The organism is Pseudoalteromonas sp. T1lg65, assembly GCF_051930985.1.
In the GTDB taxonomy this organism is placed as follows: Bacteria; Pseudomonadota; Gammaproteobacteria; order Enterobacterales; family Alteromonadaceae; genus Pseudoalteromonas.
On sequence record NZ_CP196837.1, the window covers coordinates 940,369 to 961,500 of the forward strand.

The following is a 21,132-nucleotide window of genomic DNA, read 5'->3' on the forward strand; positions in this document are numbered from 1 at the left end:
ACTATCCTATGGGCAATAAAGGAAATGAATAAAAATCAATTAGCTGAAATGTCGACCAGCCAATCAACGCTGGTCGACATAGGTCGGGTTACTCTTGTGGTTCAGTGTGTTTTACACTGCCGTTAAATGAGCCTCCAAGCAGGTTTAGCAGTTGCTGCTTTTCAGCGTCTGAGCTGCTGCTTAGCTGTTGGAAAAACTTACTCATGTTAAGGTTTTTCATGGTCTCAGCAGAGCTACTCGCGCCCGCTAATACGCCTTTTAAGTCGTCCATGATGTTACGCTCACCATTTAGATGATCTTTAAACATGGTTTGCATGGTTTTACTTTCACCCACAAAGCCATCGATTGATTTACCTAACGTAATGGCATTCATAAACTGACTGAAGAACTGACCGTCACCACCCATAAAGTTGATATCTGCGTCATTCAGCGCTTTGGCCATGACTTGCGCTTGGTGTGCTGCAATGTCTTTATTTGCGGCAATATTAGCTAAGGTTAACTCTCTTTGCTGATTCAGTTGTAGAGTAAAGCTTTCGTAATCACGTGCCTCTTTGCTCATGGCATTTAACGCTTGTAGCTTTTCTTCTAGGCCCTTTGCTTCCGCTGACATTCTGCGCTCAAGATTAGCTGCTTCTGCTTCGCCCTGTTTTTCAATGGCATCGGCCATGGCTGTTTGTACTTCAGCTTCTGCCAGACCAATATCACGCTTACCACGTGCTTCAGCTTCTAGTTTTTGCTGCATTACTTGCGCGTCACTTTCGCCTTGTTTGGCGTTGGCTTCCGCTTTTGCTTTGATGACTTCAGCTTCAGCTAAACCTGTTGCTGCGGCCTCAACTTTAGCAGCCTCTGCAAGGATCTTCTTAGATTCAGCTTGTTGATTTGCAATGCGCAGCTCTGCTTCAGCCATTTTTTCCATTTCTCTGGCTTTGAATTCTGCGGCTTGCTCTTGGGCTTTAGCAGCTTCAATGTCTTTAACCAAAGCTTCTTCAGCTTCACCTTGCGCGCGGATAATCGACGCTTGCTTATCACGCTCGGCTTCAGCTAGTTTTTGTACGTCTTTGATGCGCTCTTGTTCTTCAGCAACGGTCTTTTCAACCGCCATGCGATCACGTTGTACATCGGCAATTTCTTTACGCTCAACTTCCAGCGCTTTTTCTTTCTGTATGCGTAAAATTTCCGTTTCGCGTTCACGCTCAATCACTTCAATTTGTCTTGAACGAGCTACTTTTTCTTCTTCAATCGCCAGTAGGCGTAAGCGGTTTTGTTCAGCGGCGTCAATTTCCCGCTGTTTGTTTTGCTCAGCAATCGCCAGTGCTTCATCCGCTTTTAAGCGAGCTTCTTCTGATTTTTGGCGCTCTTCTTGTTTTACTCGCTCTGCTTCCGCGGCTTCTCGTGCGCGAACAGACTCAATTTCACGTTTTTGTCTGGCGCTGGCATCTTCTTTTTGGCGCTCAATCTCAAGTGACTTTTCAAGTGCAGCCTGATTTTGAATTTCTATTTGTGCGCGCTCATCGCATTTAAGCTGATTGGTTTCAACATTGTGCGTAGCGGTTTTTTCTGTGATGCGACGGATACCTTCGGCATCAAGGATATTATTTGGGTCGAGCTTTTCGATAGACGTTTGCTCTAGATAGTCAATAGCAACGTCTTCTAAGGTGTAGCCAGATAAGTCTTGGCCAATCACTTCTTTAATGGCGTCTCTGAACTCATTACGATGGGTAAATAGCTCTTCGAAGTTCATTTTCTTACCCACAGTCTTCAGTGCTTCAGAAAACTTAGCTTCGAATAAAGCTTGTAATGTCTCAGGTGCCGAAGCGCGCGCGCAGCCAACTTGTTTTGCAACACGCAAGATATCCTGCTTATTCTCATTAACGCGGATATAAAACGTAATAGCGATGTCAGCACGAATGTTATCTTTACAGATAAGTCCGCTGCCTTCACGACGCTCTAGCACCATACGGTTGGTTGAGATGTCCATCACTTCCATTTTGTGAATAACCGGCAGCACGATACCGCCCGTTGTTGTGACATCTGGCTCGCTTTTCATTTTGTTGATAATGAGCGCTTGGCCTTGCTCGACCTTGCGGTAAAATTTACCGATTAATAATAAAATGGCAAAAATGATAATGAGTGCGGTAGCTGCAATAGTGAGTACCGGACCGAGGTTATTTAAGAACTCCATGACTATTCCTAAGTTATCGTTGTATATTCCTGTGCTCTTAGTAAAGACTTTGCGCTACCGAAGAGCTGTTCTTGATGTAATTGGTATCGCCGATGCGACTTACCAAGGTTTTGCGACTACGGTGTAGCAATGTTGTTGTGAGTCGAATTCAATTAATAAAGCGGTGTCGCCTAGGGTAAACTCGTTGTCTTCATCGTTGCGTACTTCTACAAGCTGTTCTGTGCCATTAATAAAAACGCGAGCTTGACCAAAATTAGCGGTGATTTTTGACGTTGCTATGACACATTCCAAACCAACCAAGGAGGATTTAGAGGTGGCTTCTTGGTTGTTAAAGAAGCGTCGTAACGGACGAATTAGCAATGCAGTGAGTGGTAATGCTGCAACCAGACTTGCCACGATAAATACGGAGCCCATCAGATAGAACATCACGCCATTACCTAACAAATAGGCAAAAAACTGGTGGATGTATATGCTGGCTGTCCAAGCTAACAGTATGATAAAGCTGACTGAAATACTGATTGGCACACCGCCAAAAGCTACCTGCCAAGCTGAACTTCCACCTGCCGAAGAGATATCAGTGTCTACATCTGTGTCAAAACTTTCAATATCAGCAAAGCCTAAAAGGGCAATAATCCAAAACAGTAGAACAACCAGCAGTAAGGTAGAAAATACCACGGTTGGAAAAGTAAAAATGGTGTTGATAAATTCCATAAGCTCTCCTGAAGCCTTTTTCAGCGCAAGTGTTATGCGCTGTGCAGTCAATCAACGGTTCAGCAAATACTGGCTTCGTTTCACCAATTTCTTTGGGGAGCTAGCAGTGCTACTTAAAATTGGTTTGGAACCTTGTACTTGCCAAACTCAAAGGCTAATTGCCCAGAGAATAGCTCGATTGGCTTATGACTTGCTTAGTCTTTTAGTCATCGCAGGCCAGAGTCTAGAATGGTGAACGAAGATAATAAATATCGATAACAGCACACTCATCCCTTGGTACCAAGTTATTCTATATTAATCAAATAAAGCGCTATGTTGATTTGCGAATGTTTGTTGTATCTAAATTTGGCACGTTTCGACATAATATGTCAAACATTTATTCACAGCGTTATTGTGAAAAGCGTGAGGAAATAAACGTTAACGGGGCCTCTTGTTGATGAAACCCCATCATTTAGGTAAGAAGCAAGGGTGGGTTATACGTTATCAAAAAGCGTTTTGACTTTTTCTAGTGTGACGTCTATTTCCGATACCTTTGCTGGCGCGATAAAAATCGTATCATCGCCTGCAATTGTGCCCAATACACCATCTGCGGTGCCTAATGAATCAAGTAACCGTGCGATTAGCTGAGCCGCTCCAGGACTGGTACGAATGATGATCATCATTTCATTGTGCATGATGTCTACCACAAGCTGACGTAGAGGACTTTTGGCGGTAGGTACGCTCATTTCGGCAGGAAGACAATACACCATTTCTTGCTTGGCGTTACGCGTTCGGACTGCACCAAATTTACTCAGCATCCGCGATACTTTACTCTGGCTAACGTTATCAAAACCTTGTTGTTTTAGCGCGTCGACTATTTCACCTTGAGAACCCGAATTTTCTTCTTTTAGAATGGCTTTAAATGCTTTGATAAGAGCTTCTTGTTTTTCTTGCGCTTGCATAGTCTTTCTTCTTTACTAACGAGTTACTTGATTTTACACAAAAGCCTGCGCTTTCCCAAGTTTGGTCCCGAACATGTGATTGAGTCATTCGTCAATCACACAGCTGTTGTCGCTGAGTGTTAAGTTGTTAAAGGATAATAACGCTAAGTGTCACTATCTTTACAACTCTAGTCGAAATTATCTTGAAAATAACCGTGATTAATTTGTGTTTAGGGCCGCTTTTCATTATCTTTACACCACACTAAATTCCACCTTCAAATTATGGAGAATTCTAATGAAAGTTGCTGTATTAGGTGCCGCTGGCGGTATCGGTCAAGCTTTATCTTTATTGCTTAAAAACGGTTTACCAGCTGGTTCTGAGTTAGCGCTATACGACGTTGCACCTGTTGTTCCAGGTGTTGCAGTTGACTTATCTCACATCCCTACAGCAGTTAAAGTAGCAGGTTATGGTAAAGACGATCTAGACCCAGCACTGGCTGGCGCTGATATCGTAGTTATTCCTGCTGGTATGCCTCGTAAGCCTGGTATGGACCGTGCAGACTTGTTCAACGTGAATGCTGGTATCGTTAAAACACTAGCAGAAGGCATCGTAAGAAACTGTCCAAAAGCATTTGTTGGTATCATCACAAACCCAGTAAACGGCACTGTGCCAATCGCTGCTGAAGTGTTCAAAAAAGCAGGTACTTATGATCCAGCGCGTCTATTCGGTGTAACAACACTTGACGTTATCCGTGCTGAAACCTTTATCGCTGAACTTAAAGGCCTAGATGTATCTGAAGTTAAAGTACCAGTTATTGGTGGTCACTCAGGTACAACAATTCTACCACTACTTTCTCAGGTAGAAGGTGTTGAGTTTACTGACGAAGAAGTTGAAGCTCTAACTAAGCGTATCCAAAATGCGGGTACTGAAGTGGTTGAAGCTAAAGCGGGTGGCGGTTCTGCGACACTTTCAATGGGTGCTGCGGCAGCACGCTTCTGCTTCTCGCTAGTTAAAGGCTTGCAAGGCGAAGACGTGATTGAGTACGCATACGTTGAAGGCAATACAGGCGATGCGACTTTCTTTGCACAGCCAGTTCGTCTTGGTAAAAATGGCGTTGAAGAGCTCCTACCTTACGGTGAGCTAAGCGCGTACGAGCAAAAAGCGAAAGACGATATGCTTGCGACACTTGAAAAAGACATTAAAGAAGGCGTTGATTTCATGGCGTAATCGCCCAAATGGAATCAGCAATTCTTGTTAAAACGGCAGTGATAATCCACTGCCGTTTTTATATTGAAGATTTATGATTCTGTTTCGTGAGGCGTAAATATGAATTGTCCAGCGGCAAATCGTGTCGAAATCTCTTGCGCTGAGAGTGGTTTGCTAAACAAGTACCCTTGAATTAAATCACACCCAAAAAGCTCTAGTAACTCTAATTGTTTATTTGTCTCAACACCTTCCGCTACCACATCAACTTCAAGGCAATTACAGAGCGAAATGATGCCATGTACTAAGATGGCGGCGTCTTGGTCCTCGACGATATCGGTAATAAAACTTTTGTCTAACTTTAATTTTTTTGTTGGTAACTTTCTTAAGTAACTCAATGAGGAGTACCCTGTACCAAAATCATCGAGTAGGAAATTGACTCCTAATTCTGATACTTTGCGCATGTTACTGATTGCATTGTCGATATCTGACAATATACTGCTTTCAGTCACTTCAAGCTGAATACAGTTTGCTGGGAGCTGATGGGCTGCCAACAACTCACTGATGGTTGAAACCAGATTGGGTTGCATGAGTTGCAGACTTGCTAAGTTTATTGTTATGGGAATAGGGGCCTTTTCACGTAACCCCAGCCAAGCTTTAGCTTGCTTGCAAGCCTGATCCAATACCCAATTCCCTAATTGAATAATCAACCCTGTATCTTCTGCAACACTAATAAACTCATCAGGACGAACATTACCTAACCTTGGTGTGCGCCACCTTAATAATGCTTCTAGGCAGACGAGTTCTTTGGTTTGGGCATTAATAATAGGTTGATAGACAAGAGAGAATGCATCGCTCCCTAAAGTTAGCCTGAGCTCCTGTTCCAGTTCATAACGGCGCGATGGGTTTTCGTCGGTTGCATCACTGTGATAAATAACGCATGAATGTGAGTTGTTGGCACACAATTTTTTGCACATTAACGCTTGTTCTAATAACACTGGGGCAAGGTTACTGTCGTGCGGCGAACAAGCCACACCAACTCTCACATTAATATGCAGCTTTTGGTTATTAATTATTAAAGGCCTATCGAATGCTGCAGAAATGGCGGGAGGAAGTGATTTATACAATGATGCTTCAAAAGGGCTACTTTCTGCCTCAAAAGCTAGAACTGCAAATTTATCTGACTCCAGGCGGGCGACAGTAAAGCTTTCATCGACAATTCTGTTTAGGCGCTTAGCGACTATTTCTAGCACTTTGTCACCAAACTCTTTACCTTTTGCTGTATTCAGGTCTGAAAACCGGCAGATATCTACGGCACAAACAAAAACCAAGTCTTGCTCCGAATAGGCGCTAATTAATTGTTTCAAGCGGTCAAGTAAAAGCGGTTTGTTGGGGAGTCCGGTAAGTGGATCATAGTATGCTGTAGAGACTGCTGCTTGGTAGATCTTTTTGACTTCATAATCATGCTTGATTTGGCTTTCTATGATCTTTGCGGTTTGCAACAGATACTGTTGTTCTTGTTCAGATAGCGTTCTTGGCTTCGAATCAATAACACAGCAGCTGCCAATCGGCTGGCCGCTGGGACCTCTAAGTACGGCGCCTGCATAAAAGCGGATATTTGGGTTTTCAGTGACCAAGGGGTTTTTGGCAAAGCGCGGATCTTTGAGTGTATCTTCAACGATAAATATGCTTTGCTCCAATATGGTATGGCCGCAAAAAGAGATATCTCTCGGGGTTTCTTTGGCATCTATACCGCACGCGGACTTAAACCATTGCCGTTCATCATCAATCAATGAAATTAAGGCGATAGGGACATTCAATAGTGCTGAAATAAATTCAATTAAGCGGTCAAATCTGGCTTCCGGTTGCGTATCTAAAATTCCCAACTCGGTTAACTCTTTTAAACGTTCTTGCTCAAAGCTTGGGAGCGGGGCAGGGCTGTAATCAGTCATTAAACCGTTCGTCACTATCACTGAAAAAATAATGGAGTTAAAAGAGTATAGTAAAGACCGGAACTTTAGGGGGGAGAAGTATGAGTTTGAAACTGTTAAATGAGAGTTTTTAGGCTTTGAGCGTGCCCCTTAAACTTATCGTAAAAGGGGCTGGAAAAAGAAATTAATGAAGAATACGAGCTCTGATGGTACCTTCAACAGCACTTAGCTCTTTAAGTGCAACTTCTGAGTGATCACTATCAACGTCAATAACAACGTAACCGATAGATTCATCGGTTTGCAGATATTGAGCCGCAATGTTGATGCCGTGCTGTGCAAACGCTTGGTTTATCTGAGTTAATACACCAGGACGGTTTACATGCACGTGCAGCAATCGGCTACGATTTGAAAGCTCAGGTAATGATACTTCAGGGAAGTTAACGGCTGTCACCGTCGAGCCATTATCTGAGTATTTAGTTAACTTGCCAGCCACTTCAATACCGATGTTTTCTTGCGCTTCTTGTGTTGAACCACCGACGTGAGGAGTCAGTATCACATTATCAAATTCGCGTAGCGGTGAAACGAATTCTTCGTGGTTAGATTTTGGCTCAACCGGAAAAACATCGATGGCTGCGCCCGATAACTTTTTGCCTGCTAAAGCTTCTGCTAGTGCATCGATATCAACCACAGTGCCGCGAGAAGCATTGATCAAGATAGCGCCTTGTTTCATGACTTCTATCTCAGCCATACCAATTAGGTTTTTGGTTTGAGGTGTTTCTGGCACATGTAAACTTACAACATCAGCGCGCTGTAACAGTTGGGTAAGGGTAGAAACTTGAGTCGCGTTACCTAACGTTAGCTTGTCTTCGATGTCGTAAAACTCGACATTCATACCAATGTTTTCAGCCATGATCCCAAGTTGGGTGCCGATGTGACCATAGCCAATTATACCGAGTGTTTTACCACGAGCCTCAAATGAGCCATCAGCTGATTTATCCCACTCACCACGATGCGCTTTTGCATTGCGTTCTGGAATACGGCGAAGTAATAGTAGGATTTCGCCCAAAACTAATTCGGCAACAGAGCGCGTATTGGAAAATGGTGCATTGAATACAGCGATACCACGCTGTTTGGCTGCAACTAAATCAACTTGGTTGGTGCCAATACAAAAACAGCCGATTGCAACTAGCTTATCAGCGTGTTCAAGAACTCGTTCAGTAAGATTAGTCCGTGAGCGAATGCCCACGAAATGGGCATCTCTAATGCGCTCGATAAGTTCAGGTTCAGGCAAGGACGTTTTTACATATTCGATATTGCTATAACCATTTCTTTTTAACGTTTCTACGGCGCTTTGGTGTACGCCTTCCAGCAATAGAATACGAATTTTGTCTTTAGATAACGATACCTTGCTCATCTCTTACCATCTCACTAGTTAATTTTTGGCCCTTCTGAAGTGCCAGTGATAACAATGTCCGCGCCGCGCTGGGCAAATAACCCATTGGTGACAACGCCAACTATTTGATTTATTTGTTCTTCAAGCTGTTTTGCATGAGTAATGTTTAGACCATGTACGTCTAAGATAACATTACCATTGTCAGTCACTACACCGGCTCTATAAACTGGATCACCGCCAAGTTTTAATAGCTCTCTGGCAACATAACTTCTCGCCATAGGGATCACTTCTACTGGCAATGGAAACTCACCTAACGTGTTTACATGTTTAGTATTATCTACAATACAAATGAATTTCTTAGCGACGGCGGCAACTATTTTCTCTCGTGTTAGTGCAGCACCACCACCCTTAATCATTTCATTACTGGCATTGATTTCATCTGCACCATCAACATATACAGCTAACTCAGAAACATCATTTAACTCATACACTTCGATACCCAAAGCTTTAAGCTTTTCGGTTGATGCTTCAGAGCTTGATACCGCACCTTTCACTTTATCTTTGATGCTTCCAAGTGCATCAATAAAGTGATTAACGGTTGATCCTGTGCCAACGCCAACAATGGTGTTTTCTTCGACGTAATTCAACGCGGCCCAAGCCGCTGCTTTTTTCATTTCATCTTGAGTCATAACGCTGTACTTTGTTGTTGTTTAAGTTGTAGCGATTATAACCTATCTGTCTGACAGCGGCTGCACCAAATTAGTCACACCATTGATAAAACTGAGTTGGCGTTAAAATACTCTGCAAGGGGATATCCCAAGCTTCAACAGGAAGACAACTTACCTTTTGACAATCATGAGCTAAGCCAATTAATTTGGGCTTACTCCGTTGCTGTTGATAATGCTGCGCTAACGTCCTGTCATAGTAGCCCCCACCCATCCCCAGACGGTTGCCGTTTAGGTCAAACGCTACCAATGGCATCAACAGTAAATCGAGCGATGCTAACGGGGCAACTTCAGTACAATTCAGCTTGGGTTCCAAGATAGCATAGCGATTCGATGTCATGGGTGAGTTTTTTTCATACTTCTGGAAGAGTAAATTATGCGGGTTAAAGGGATGAATTATGGGCACGAATACCGTGTGACTTTCTAGCCATAATGCTTGTATTAATTGGGATGTGTCGAGTTCCCCATCGTTATGGAGATACAGCCCTATGCGGGCATGTTTTGGGAGTGATATATGTTGAAAAAAATTAATGGAAAGAAGTTGAGAAGCCTTTTCTTGTGCTTCGCTAGTGAGTGAGTTTCTCAATTCTCTCACTAGTTTTCTAATTTTAGCTCTTTCATTATGAGATTTTTTTATGTTGCTGTCGATTTTACTCATGGTAATGCAAACCAATCGGGAAAAAACAAACTGACTCCCAGTAAAACAAACAAGATAATTAATACTGCAAGCAGGTAATACAACCAAGATTTAGACTTTGTGGGCATGGGCGCATCAAAGTCTAGCTCTTCAAAAAGTTCATCTTCTTGCCAGCTTGTCGTTTCGTCTGGCGAAGTATTGCTTTTATCTTGGCTAATTTGTTGTTCGATATCCTCTAGTCGTTCTTCGATACGGATAAGGCTGCTGGTGATATAGTCAAGGGCTTCAAAAATACGTTCTTGATCAATGACTTGAGTTGTTGAATTGTCTGCTTGATTCACAAGTTTAGCGTTAATACCCATGGTAGAAAGCAGCTTCACTTGCTTCAGCGCCTTAGTTTTATCGGTGGGAGCAAATAAAGGCCTGCCATCAAAAAACTGTTGTACTTTAGAAGGTGAGGTTTTGAGTTTAGTTGCTAATAGTTCTGCCGCCTGTTCTTTGTCTTGATTCGCAGCAATGTCAACAAAGACCACTTTGAATAGCTCATTCATAAGAAAGCTCTGCTCTATTGAGAATAGCTAGAGTATACCCAAATTTAGTTTAACTGTTGAACAATAAAAGAGAATTCTTGAGGCAAATAGCCGCGGGGGGAATATTGTTGGCTTGTGCCAACAATATTCAACGTGCTCTAGTACTTCGCTGACTGCTCTTTAGCGGGGATGGTTTGTTGAATAAATTCACGCAAATCTTGGTTAGACTGTTTCAGATCTTCATGGCGTAAATACATCATATGTCCAGAGCGATAGCCTTTAAAGCTAAGGCGCTCGCGCATTTTTCCGCTGGGATCAAGTTGCCACATATTGTATTTAGCATCAAAGTAGTTGGTTGCGCCGTCATAGTAGCCTGATTGAATCATCACATGTAGGTAGGGGTTTTGTGCCATGGCAAGGCGCAGTTGCTCGCCGACATTATTATCGCTGCGATCCCAAGGGTGAACCGACCCAAACATATTGTATTTCAAATCAGTTTTGTAGTTCAGCTCAGCACGAAAATAGTGATTGATAGCCGGAGTGAATGAATGCAACCAAGCGTCTAACTCAGGCCAATAGTCTGGGCGGCTGCCAGCATCGCGTTTATCTATTCCTAAATAGCGAGAGTCTAAGCGACCGATGGTAACACCACGGTCACGAAGTAGCTCTTTCCAAAACGCTGATGTTGGTATATCAAGGTTATTTTGTGCCACAAATTGCTTACTTAACCCGCTGTATTTCGATACTTTTTCGATCACTTGTTGTTTTTCATTACTATCAATGAAAGCGCCTTTTGCTAGTGCTGGTAGATACGTATCTATGGTGTACTGCTCAACCTCCGCCAGAACTTCCAGCAAATCTTTATTTTGTAATTCGGCTGGTAAAGCTTTGTGGTACCAAGCCGCTGCGGCGTAGTACGGTAGTCTATTTGCCACTTCAACTGGGCCTTCACGCTTTATTCCGATTTCGGTCGGAGACACTAAGATCACGCCGTTAATGTATAGCCATTGCTGGTTTTGCATTGCATGCGCTAGGCCAGAAACACGGGTTGTGCCATAGCTTTCACCAATTAGATACTTTGGTGATAACATTCGATCGTTACGCTGGATAAAGGTATTAAGCCAGTTAGATAGGTATTTTACGTCGGCATTAACGCCGAAAAATAACTCTTTTTGCTTGGCCTTACTGGGTAATTTACCTTCTTTGTCTTTTAATATTCTTGAATAGCCCGTATTTACTGGGTTCACGAATACGATGTCGGCCACATCTAATACTGAGTACGGATTATCTTTAAGGCCGTAAGGTTGTACTGGAAACCCTTCATCATCCACTTTTAAAACACGAGGACCTGTATAGGCAATGTGCATCCACACTGAAGCTGAGCCTGGGCCACCATTAAATGAAATCAGCAGCGGGCGAGTGCTAGTATCTTTTATTTTAGTGCGTTGGTAGTAGGTGTAATGCAGTGAAGCAATAGCTTCTCCTTGCTCATTCCAGACTGGTTGTGTTCCTGTCGTGGCAGTGTAATTGAACCGCTCGCCGTTAATTTCAGCTTTGTGTTCGGTAGTGACCTTGTGGTCTGCTGCAATGGTGACATTGTGTTCGGTGCTTGCGTGTACAGTTGCGATAAGCAGGCAACTAAGTAGTAGTGCTGGGATAAGCTTTTTCATTATTTCCCCATCATAAGTGAAGTTTGCATTGTGCATTACAGGACTTATCCGTCTTAAATTCAAACTGGTTGAGACAAATTAAACAAAATACTCGTTTAGCTGGCTGCGGCGGTGGGTGTTTGCACCAATAAAGGTCAGTGAAATGTTTAACGCACCTTGATGGTGCGTTTTTTAATCCATTTGCGAATTGGTTATTTTAAACGCTATGAAAAGTAAGGTTTTTTTATTTTGGCACAAAGGTTGGATTACTGCTGTAAACAGGATCAACTGTCCTAAGGGGACTCAGTATGAAAATGATAAGTGCAATAATAAAACCGTTCAAACTGGATGAAGTTAGGGAAGCGCTCGCGGACTTGGGCATTGAGGGGATGACGGTCGTTGATGTTAAGGGGTTTGGACGTCAACGTGGTCACACAGAGCTGTATCGTGGCGCTGAATATCAGGTCGATTTTATACCAAAAATCAAAATTGAGATCGCCACACTAAGCGACAACGCCGAGCGTGTTGTAGAAACAATTACTCAAGCTGCGAGTACCGGGAAAATAGGGGACGGCAAAATCTTTGTTTATGACTTAGATCAGGTTGTTCGTATTCGTACTGGCGAACTAGACGAAGAAGCAATTTAAGGGGAGCTAGACGATGGAAAATACAATCATAGAATTACAATTTTCACTCAACACATTTTACTTTTTAATTTCAGGCGTATTGGTGATGTGGATGGCAGCGGGGTTTGCCATGTTAGAGGCCGGCTTGGTTCGTTCTAAGAACACCACCGAAATCCTGACTAAAAATATTGCGCTTTACGCGATTGCTTGCACCATGTATTTGCTTATCGGCTACAACATTATGTATGTAGATAATGTTGAAGGCGGATTTGTTCCTAATTTTGGAGCTTTGATTGGTACTCAGGCAACTGATGCAGATCATGCTCTAGAATCTGACTTCTTTTTCCAAGTCGTGTTTGTTGCAACGGCGATGTCTATCGTTTCAGGCGCAGTCGCTGAGCGCATGAAACTCTGGGCATTTTTAGCATTCTGTGTGGTGCTAACAGGTCTTTTATACCCTATTGAAGGGTATTGGACTTGGGGTGGCGGCTTTTTATCAGAGCTCGGTTTTGTTGATTTTGCAGGTTCCGCTATTGTTCACGGAGCCGGCGCCGCAGCGGCGTTGGCAGGTGTACTGTTGCTAGGTGCTCGCAAGGGAAAATATGGCAAAAATGGCGAGATCTATCCTATTCCGGGCTCAAATATGCCGCTCGCGACCTTAGGTACTTTTATTTTGTGGATGGGATGGTTTGGGTTCAATGGGGGATCGCAGCTGTTTCTAGCCGACAAAGAGAACGCGGTAGCAGTAAGTCAAATTTTACTCAACACCAACGCCGCGGCGGCAACCGGTGCTGTTGCAGCCTTGCTGGTATGTAAATTTATGTGGGGTAAAGCGGATTTAACCATGATCTTAAATGGGGCGCTGGCTGGTCTGGTAACCATTACCGCAGAGCCTGCTTCACCGACGCCAATGTTAGCTTGTATTCTGGGCTCGTTAGGTGGTGCATTAGTGGTATTTAGCATTATTGCGTTGGATAAAGCCAAAATAGATGACCCTGTTGGCGCTATCTCTGTTCATGGTGTGTGTGGAGCGTTAGGGGTTATGATGGTGCCATTTTCGAATAACGATGCGACCTTTATCAATCAAGCTATAGGCTTAGTGTGCATTCTAGGTTTTGTGTTCATTACCTCTTATCTAGTTTGGGCGGTGTTAAAAGCCACTATGGGGATCCGAGTTGGTGAAGAAGAAGAGCTAAGTGGTATGGATCAACACGATTGTGGTATCGATGCTTATCCTGAGTTTGTGACTGTGCGTGGACAGTAACAGTCAACATAATCCCAATGTTTGAGGCTAAAATAAATGCGGATCGGTGAGTCCGCATTTTTATTTTCAGCAATTGTTAATTTAGGGTACCCTAGTATTCTGCCATTCATTAAAACTCACTTCTGATAGGACATGACGGAAAAAAAGCAAACCACGACAAAAAAAACCAGCGCTAAAAACAGTCGTACTAAAAATAAAGCGAAACAACCGTCTCAGTCATTTTTGCAAAGAGCCAAAACCAGAGTCCTGTCAACGTTATGGTCTATTTTTTGGAAAGGCTCGTTGGCTGCCATCTTTGCCATTTCCATTTATGTGATTTACCTCGACGCGAAGATAAGTAAGCAGTTCGAAGGCAACAAATGGGAACTGCCGGTTCAAGTTTACGCTCGCGCAATGCAGTTTTATCCCGATCAGTATCTTAGCGAAGAAGAAGTCTTGTGGGAGTTAAACCGGCTTAACTATTCGAGAGTAAATCGTGTAAATAAAACCGGTCAATATGTCGTTCAAGGTAGAACTATAAAAATCTATCGTCGAGCATTTGAGTTTTATGATGGCTTAGAGGATGAGCAAATCTTTACCCTTAACTTTTCAGGTAAAAAACTGGCTTCCATAGTCGGTAATGATGGCCGGCGTCAACAGTCTGCTCGGCTTGAGCCGGTGCAAATTGCCAGAATTGGTAATGAGTCGCGACAAGACCGTGAATTTGTTCCATTTGAGAAGTTTCCTGAAATCTTAAAACAGACCCTATTGGTGGTTGAGGACCGTAATTTTTACCAACATCACGGGGTTTCTGTTTGGTCTATTCTCAGAGCGCTGTACGCTAACATTAAAGCGGGTAGAACGGTACAAGGCGGCAGCACACTGACACAGCAGCTTGCCAAGAACTTTTATTTGTCCAGAGAGCGGGCGTTAGTCCGTAAAATTAACGAAGCGTTTATCGCGCTGATTTTGGATTATCGATACAGTAAAGATGAGATTTTAGAAGCGTATCTCAATGAAGTATTTCTTGGTCAAGCCTACAATCAAGGTGTACATGGAATGGGGCTGGCGGCAGAGTTCTACTTTGCTAAACCCGTTGATGAACTGGAGTTTGACCAAATCGCCATGTTGGTTGCGATGATAAAAGGCCCATCTTATTACAACCCTCGACGCTATCCTGAGCGTGTGATGGAGCGCAGAGATCTGGTGCTGCGGTTAATGGTCGAGCATAAACTGATCACTACCAACGAGTATCGACAAGCGTTAGCACGGCCAATCAGTATTGAACCATTGAAAAAAAGCCGTTTGCAGTCCTATCCCGGCTATTTAGAGCTAGTTGACCGAGAATTAAAAACCCTAGTTCCAGACCAAAACATCGTTGATTCTGGTCTGAGAATATTTACCTATTTTGACTTGCAAAAACAGGCCGCAATGGAAGACGCGGTGAAACAAGGGCTGCCTTATTTAGAACGCCGTTTTGACACTGATGAGCTGGAAACCGCGATGTTGTCGGTGAATATCGAAAGAGGTGGTGTATCTGCGCTGGTGGCTGGACGTCAGCTAAAGTTTTCTGGTTTCAACCGAGTGCTGGACACTAAGCGGAATATCGGCTCTTTGGTAAAGCCTGCTATCTATTTAAGTGCATTATCCAGACCTAATTTTAATTTGGGTATGTTGCTGGACGACTCGCCTCTACAAGTAACGGATGGTTCTGGGCAAGTGTGGACACCCGATAACTTTGATCATCAGTATCGAGGTAAAGTGCCCATGTTCCAAGCTTTTAGCGAGAGTATTAATATTCCCGCAGTAAATTTAGGATTAGATGTTGGCGTACCAAAGGTTGCTGAGACGCTTAATCAGCTTGGCGTTACTGAATCAATAGAGTTATACCCCTCATTATTGCTCGGAGCACTCGAACTATCCAGCTACGAAGTAGCGCAGATGTACACAACGCTTGCCAGTAATGGTAAGCACAGTCTATTGACCAGCGTTATGGCGATCACCGATTCGGTGGGTAAGGTGTTGTACGAACATCAAGTTGAGAAACGACAAACAGTAGAGAGTGACGCCGCTTACATGACTAAATATGGATTGAAGCGAGTAACCAAAAAAGGCACGGCAAAACGCTTAAATTTACATTTCCCATCAATCCAATTAGCTGGCAAAACGGGGACCAGTAACGACTTACGCGACAGTTGGTTTGCTGGGTTTGATCATAACACAGTCACGGTGACATGGATTGGAAGAGATGACAACAAACCCACAGGGCTGACAGGAGGTCAAGGTGCTTTAGAGCTGTACATTCGCTATTTAAAACCTTTGAACCCTCAGGCGATCGTAGACGAAAGGCCTGACTCTATTCGTTGGGCGTTTATTAACCCGAAAACGGGTAAGCAATCACCACCAAGTTGTGGTCCTGTGATCCAAGTGCCCATAAGGGCTACTCAGTTTGAGCCAAGACCAAGTTGTTGAGGCTAGTGCAAACATCTTAAACTTAGGTCTTGAATTGGCTTATTGCGTTTTGCAAATTCTGCGCAAGTCTGGCAAGTTTGCTGGCATCTTGCTCGGTGGCAATGGCAGAGCCAAGAGTGTGCTCTGCCAGCGCATTGATTTCGCCAGCGTCGTTGAGTGCTTGTTGTGTTGCTTGAGTTTGCTGTTGCACAAGCTCCGCAATTTGTTGACCCTGTTGCTCAATATTCACCATACCCTGCTGAGCAAGTTGCAATATTTGATTGGTTTTGTCAGCAGCTTCGACGCCTTGCTCCATTTTTTCAACACTGCTCCTCATTTTGTTTTGCGTGTTATTCGAGGCTTGTTGAAGCGCACTGATGATGGTGTGAATTTCTTCGGTTTGTTGTTGGGTTCGTTTGGCAAGGGTACGTACCTCATCAGCCACAACCGCAAAGCCTCTACCTTGTTCTCCTGCTCGCGCGGCTTCAATTGCGGCATTGAGCGCCAGCAGGTTGGTTTGCTCTGCTATTTCGTTAATGCCCGCGCTCACTTTACTTATGTTTTGGCTGTCTTGCGCTAATTTATCTAACGCTTCGCGATTTTCTTCAAACTCTTTTTGCAGCAATATCATGTGCTCGGCGAGTTTGGTGGTATTTTGCGATCCTTGCTTCACTTGTTCTGCTGCAGTAGTCGCAAGTTGCATGGCATGTTGAGCTGAGCTTTCAACTGAATTAGCGACGTGAGCCATTTCACTCAATGTATCATGAATGGTATTAATTTTACGCTGCTGTTGATCGACATCGTTGCGCGTATCTTGGCTTATCTCGCTTAGCTTATTCGTGGCACCATCCAAATCGGCACTGGTGTTTCTAACTTCTTGTAAAATAGAAGTAAAAGCCGAAAGCACTTTGTTGTATTGAGTAACAATAATGGTCATCTCATCTTTGCCATAGGACTGCGCTGGCGTACTCAAATCACCTTCAGCGGCTTTTGAGGCGGTTTTGGAGAAAGCGTAAATACTATCCACCACGGCATAGTAAAATCCACACATTAAATAGCTTGCGACGAGTAAACTTAGGATGGAAGCCAGTCCAACTACGTTACGGATCATGCTCTGACGATCGATTTTCTCGTTTAGTAATTTTTTTAGTAATGGCGTGCTCGCATTGATTAAACCTGAGATGTCGTTGAGCAGCTTTGTATGTACTTGACTAAATTGACTTTGGGTTAGTTGCAAGTCATCGGGATCTAATAATTTTGACTTAATGGCGAGTTGATATTGGTTTAGACTGCGTCCAAGCGTTTCCAGTCGCGGCGTAATTTTAGACTTGACGGTTTTGTTATCGCTCATTGCAACCGCCATTTTACTATTTAGTTGCTCATAAAAAACCGGCAGCCCTTTATGTAAATTTGATAATGCAATAAAGCTGTCCGGCGTGAATTGACCTTGGCTAATTACTAACTCTGCCTGCTCTGCAAGCAGGTTGATCTGCTCGATTAACCTGGGTGTCGATTCAACCAGAGAACGGTTCATATAAGAGCGAGCCAAATCATCGTCTATGGCTAACTTTGATTGTATCGATACCTGCTCAATAACGGAGGATTTTGTATCGATAACGAAATTTTTCTGACGCGCTAATTCAATATTTTCAGAGGCTTTTCGCTGCGTAATGTTTTGTAATAAGTTGGGGTATAGATTCAGTCCTGCTTGTTGCTCTTTACTGACACTGATTGATTGCGACAATATGTTGGTCAGAAAAAATAAGCTTAAGCTCAATGGTACTAGCAAAATTCCAAACACTAAGGCAATTTTCGTTTTATATTTTTGTCCAGCCATAAGACGAATGGCTGGTAGGCTGAGCTTTCTCAATCCTTTCATGTGCTTCTCTTGTTGACAACTGAGGTTATAAAGACCTGATATGCACTAAGAGTAGTTCAAAGAAGTTTATTTTTTGTGTAAAAGTGCTGGAGTGAGTTGTTTTAAAGTGATGTGGTGAGGATATCGCTGAAATCAGCAGCTGAGCGTTAGCTTAATGCCCAGCTGCTGTTGATGTTATAGCTTGGCGAACGCTCGCTCTGCAGCTTCGATGGTCGCTTGAATATGCTCATCGTCATGCATTGTACTAACAAACCCAGCTTCAAATGCTGAAGGTGCTAAATAAACCCCTTCATCGAGCATTAGATGGAAGAACTTTTTAAAGCGCTCTAAATCACACTCAGTGGCTTGTTGGTAACTGGTTACAGTGTCTGCATCGGTAAAGAAGAAACCAAACATACCACCTGCATAGTTTGTGGTCAGTGGGATACCGGCTTTGTCCGCAGCTGCTTGGAATCCATCACAAAGCGCTTTACTCTTTGCTTCAAGTTGTGCGTGCAAACCTTCTTCAGATAATAATTCAAGCGCAGTCAAGCCTGCCGCCATGGCGATAGGGTTACCAGAAAGTGTTCCAGCTTGATACACAGGACCAACCGGTGCGATATAATCCATGATCGCTTGCTTTCCACCAAATGCACCTACTGGCATTCCACCGCCAATCACTTTGCCTAAGCAGGTTAGGTCTGGGTCGATATTGTAGTATTGTTGAGCACCACCTAATGCGACACGAAATCCGGTCATTACTTCATCGAAGATTAACACTGAACCGTGCTCAGTACAGATTTCACGTAGACCTTCAAGAAACCCTTCTACAGGCGGAATACAGTTCATATTGCCGGCAACTGGTTCGATGATGACGCAGGCGATTTCATCCTTATACTGCTCAAAAATTGCCTTTACTTCAGCAAGGTTATTGAACGAAACCGTGAGTGTGTGTTTTGCAAAGTCGGCAGGAATTCCAGGTGAGTTAGGTACACCCATGGTTAATGCACCGGAGCCCGCTTTTACTAATAGCGAATCGGCATGGCCGTGGTAGCAACCTTCGAACTTAAGAATTTTGTCACGACCTGTGTATCCTCGTGCAAGGCGAATCGCACTCATTGTCGCCTCTGTACCAGAGCTAACCATACGCACCTTCTCAATGGATGGAACGAGTGCTTTTACTTTTTCAGCCATGAGGATTTCGGCTTCTGTAGGGGCACCGTAAGAAAGACCATTTTCGACTGCCGCTAACACCGCTTGTTTAATTTTTGGATGGTTGTGGCCCAAAATCATCGGTCCCCATGAGCCAACGTAATCAATATACTTTTTACCATCGGCATCAAAAGTATGTACGCCCTCGGCTTTGGTGATAAATAAAGGTGTGCCACCAACACCATTAAATGCTCTTACCGGAGAGTTAACGCCGCCAGGGATAGAGTCTTGCGCTCTTTGAAATAATTCTTGACTGATTGTCATAGTCGGTCCTTTTTAGCTTTCACGTTTGCGGCTAAACCAAGGTACGTCGACCTCGTATTTTTCCACTTGGTTTTCTACACCTAGCGTTAAGGCGAACAGTGCCATACGGATCAACACGCCATTTTGCACTTGGCGGAAGATAGCTAGGTTATCGTTATTATTCAGGTCATTGTCTAATTCATTTGCGTCGCTTCGGCTATCCCGAGGAAGTGGATGCATCAGTACCGAACTAGGTTTACAGTGGGCTTCGTAAATGGCTTGGCTAATTCTAAAGCCTCCTCGATATTTGTTTGCCTCTTCTTGTGAAGGGAAACGTTCTTCCTGAATACGAGTTTGGTAAACGATGTCCGCTGCCAAGTTTCCTTCCATTTTCGAGACTAACTCGATCTTGTGGCCTGCGTTTGCAACTACATCTAAGATCGACTGCGGCATTTGCAACCCATCAGGTGCGACCATGCTAAACCGAATGTTCTTGTAATGGCTTAACAGTTTAGATAGAGAATGTACGGTACGGCCATACTTTAGATCACCAACTAATGCGATGTGCATACCGTCAATACCAGAACCGTAACGGCTCAATTCTTTATCTATGGTGAGTAAATCTAGTAATGCTTGAGTTGGGTGTTCATTGGGACCATCACCGCCGTTAATTACTGGAACGTCCGAGCCTGTTGCAAATTCAGAGACGGAGCCAGCATCAGGGTGGCGCATAGCAACTGCATCTGCATACGCGGAAATAACGCGCGCCGTATCGTAGAGAGATTCGCCTTTAGCGAGAGCGGAGCTTTGCATGCCCGTTGTTTCGCGAACTAAACCACCTAATAAGTTAAACGCAGTACCGAAGCTCACTCTGGTACGAGTACTTGGTTCAAAGAACAAGTTTGCCAAAATGGCACCTTCAAGTACTCGAGTACGCTTTTGCTTTTTAGCATAAGGTTCCATCTTTTTGGCGATGGAAAAAATATGCTCAATAGAATCTCTGTTTAATTGATTAACAGAAAGAATGTTTTCACCTTGGAAACTGAACATGAGGCGATTCCTAATGACAAATTGACAACCGGGTTGCAGGTCGCTCACCCAACCGGATAACACGCAGATTGTGGGCGGTTACTGGAGCGACATTATAGCATGGTTATAACGCGGGTTTTAAGATGGCAAGTAGTACTATTGCTAAAAGAAGTAAAACAGGAAATTCGTTAAACCAACGATAAAATTTGTGACTGCGCTGATTTCTATCATGTTTGAAGTCTGCAAGCAGCTTGAAACAGTATCCATGGTAGATATAAAGCAAAATCACCAATGTCAGCTTATAGTGCAACCACATACTGTGTTTAAACCACTCACGACCATACTCTGCGATAGTGAGTACGCCAAATACAGCGGTAAGAATCGCGAAAGGTGTCACGAAGAACAATAAGCGACGTTCCATAATCTTGAGCATTGCGCTACACGCCTTTTCTTCGGTCATTGCATGGTAAACAAACAGCCTAGGTAAATAGAATATCCCAGCAAACCAAGCGATCATAAAAAACACATGCAGAGATTTATAAACTAACAGCAAAGTCATACTGGTTCCTCAAATTTAATATTTTTTTG

At 43.5% G+C, this 21,132-nt stretch carries 17 protein-coding genes; 4 read left to right on the forward strand and 13 right to left on the reverse strand.

Translation table 11 applies throughout. The annotated features are described in order from the left end of the window. Nucleotides 1-88 precede the first annotated feature (88 nt). The 3 genes from ACSLBF_RS03990 to argR all read right to left on the reverse strand — a co-directional run bounded on the left by ACSLBF_RS03990 (nt 89) and on the right by argR (nt 3,834). Nucleotides 89-2,182 carry an SPFH domain-containing protein gene (locus tag ACSLBF_RS03990; protein ID WP_440055310.1) on the reverse strand — a complete coding sequence of 698 codons (2,094 nt, stop codon included), beginning with the start codon at nt 2,180-2,182 and terminating at the stop codon, nt 89-91. A gap of 99 nt (nt 2,183-2,281) precedes the next feature. Beyond that, nucleotides 2,282-2,893 (reverse strand): DUF1449 domain-containing protein, encoded by a 612-nt coding sequence (locus ACSLBF_RS03995; protein ID WP_440055311.1) that lies wholly within the window; start codon nt 2,891-2,893, stop codon nt 2,282-2,284. Between the two features lie 473 nt (nt 2,894-3,366). Further along, complete coding sequence (gene argR / locus ACSLBF_RS04000; RefSeq protein WP_440055312.1) at nt 3,367-3,834, reverse strand: transcriptional regulator ArgR; 468 nt, start codon at nt 3,832-3,834, stop codon at nt 3,367-3,369. A gap of 274 nt (nt 3,835-4,108) precedes the next feature. Here argR and mdh point away from each other — a divergent pair, with 274 nt between their 5' ends. Further along, the gene (gene mdh / locus ACSLBF_RS04005) at nt 4,109-5,041 is read left to right on the forward strand and encodes a malate dehydrogenase (RefSeq protein WP_440055313.1); all 933 of its coding nucleotides are present in this window, start codon (nt 4,109-4,111) and stop codon (nt 5,039-5,041) included. Between the two features lie 71 nt (nt 5,042-5,112). Here mdh and ACSLBF_RS04010 read toward each other — a convergent pair whose 3' ends face one another. From ACSLBF_RS04010 to ACSLBF_RS04035, 6 genes are all read right to left on the reverse strand, one after another. Continuing rightward, nucleotides 5,113-6,969: a sensor domain-containing phosphodiesterase gene (locus tag ACSLBF_RS04010; RefSeq protein ID WP_440055314.1), complete on the reverse strand. Its 1,857-nt coding sequence runs from the start codon at nt 6,967-6,969 to the stop codon at nt 5,113-5,115. Nucleotides 6,970-7,132: 163 nt separating this feature from the next. Beyond that, a complete protein-coding gene (gene serA, locus ACSLBF_RS04015) occupies nt 7,133-8,362 on the reverse strand; it encodes a phosphoglycerate dehydrogenase (protein WP_440055315.1) in 1,230 nt (409 codons plus the stop codon). Nucleotides 8,363-8,376: 14 nt separating this feature from the next. After that, entirely contained in the window at nt 8,377-9,030 is a 654-nt protein-coding gene (rpiA, locus tag ACSLBF_RS04020) for a ribose-5-phosphate isomerase RpiA (protein WP_440055316.1), read from the reverse strand. A 70-nt stretch (nt 9,031-9,100) separates the two neighbouring features. Further along, a complete protein-coding gene (locus ACSLBF_RS04025; protein WP_440055317.1) occupies nt 9,101-9,724 on the reverse strand; it encodes a 5-formyltetrahydrofolate cyclo-ligase in 624 nt (207 codons plus the stop codon). After that, nucleotides 9,721-10,254: a hypothetical protein gene (locus tag ACSLBF_RS04030; RefSeq protein ID WP_440055318.1), complete on the reverse strand. Its 534-nt coding sequence runs from the start codon at nt 10,252-10,254 to the stop codon at nt 9,721-9,723. Before ACSLBF_RS04030 ends, ACSLBF_RS04025 begins: the two co-directional genes overlap by 4 nt. A 137-nt stretch (nt 10,255-10,391) precedes the next feature. Beyond that, a complete protein-coding gene (locus ACSLBF_RS04035) occupies nt 10,392-11,903 on the reverse strand; it encodes a S10 family peptidase (RefSeq protein WP_440055319.1) in 1,512 nt (503 codons plus the stop codon). Between the two features lie 287 nt (nt 11,904-12,190). On the opposite strand from ACSLBF_RS04035, the gene ACSLBF_RS04040 reads away from it, so the two are divergent. The 3 genes from ACSLBF_RS04040 (at nt 12,191) to mrcB (ending at nt 16,223) form a co-directional block, all read left to right on the forward strand. Next, complete coding sequence (locus ACSLBF_RS04040) at nt 12,191-12,529, forward strand: P-II family nitrogen regulator (protein WP_440055320.1); 339 nt, start codon at nt 12,191-12,193, stop codon at nt 12,527-12,529. Between the two features lie 13 nt (nt 12,530-12,542). After that, nucleotides 12,543-13,772 (forward strand): ammonium transporter, encoded by a 1,230-nt coding sequence (locus tag ACSLBF_RS04045; RefSeq protein ID WP_440055321.1) that lies wholly within the window; start codon nt 12,543-12,545, stop codon nt 13,770-13,772. Nucleotides 13,773-13,904: 132 nt separating this feature from the next. Beyond that, nucleotides 13,905-16,223 (forward strand): penicillin-binding protein 1B, encoded by a 2,319-nt coding sequence (gene mrcB, locus ACSLBF_RS04050; RefSeq protein ID WP_440055322.1) that lies wholly within the window; start codon nt 13,905-13,907, stop codon nt 16,221-16,223. A gap of 22 nt (nt 16,224-16,245) precedes the next feature. Here mrcB and ACSLBF_RS04055 read toward each other — a convergent pair whose 3' ends face one another. From ACSLBF_RS04055 to ACSLBF_RS04070, 4 genes are all read right to left on the reverse strand, one after another. Further along, a complete protein-coding gene (locus tag ACSLBF_RS04055) occupies nt 16,246-18,081 on the reverse strand; it encodes a methyl-accepting chemotaxis protein (RefSeq protein ID WP_440055323.1) in 1,836 nt (611 codons plus the stop codon). A gap of 174 nt (nt 18,082-18,255) precedes the next feature. Beyond that, a complete protein-coding gene (hemL, locus tag ACSLBF_RS04060) occupies nt 18,256-19,536 on the reverse strand; it encodes a glutamate-1-semialdehyde 2,1-aminomutase (protein ID WP_440055324.1) in 1,281 nt (426 codons plus the stop codon). Nucleotides 19,537-19,548: 12 nt separating this feature from the next. Further along, nucleotides 19,549-20,565, reverse strand: coding sequence for an aspartate carbamoyltransferase (locus ACSLBF_RS04065; protein WP_440055325.1), 1,017 nt, complete (start codon nt 20,563-20,565; stop codon nt 19,549-19,551). Nucleotides 20,566-20,668: 103 nt separating this feature from the next. Then, nucleotides 20,669-21,103, reverse strand: a complete 435-nt coding sequence (locus ACSLBF_RS04070; protein WP_440055326.1) for a CopD family protein — start codon at nt 21,101-21,103, stop codon at nt 20,669-20,671. Nucleotides 21,104-21,132: the final 29 nt, after the last annotated feature.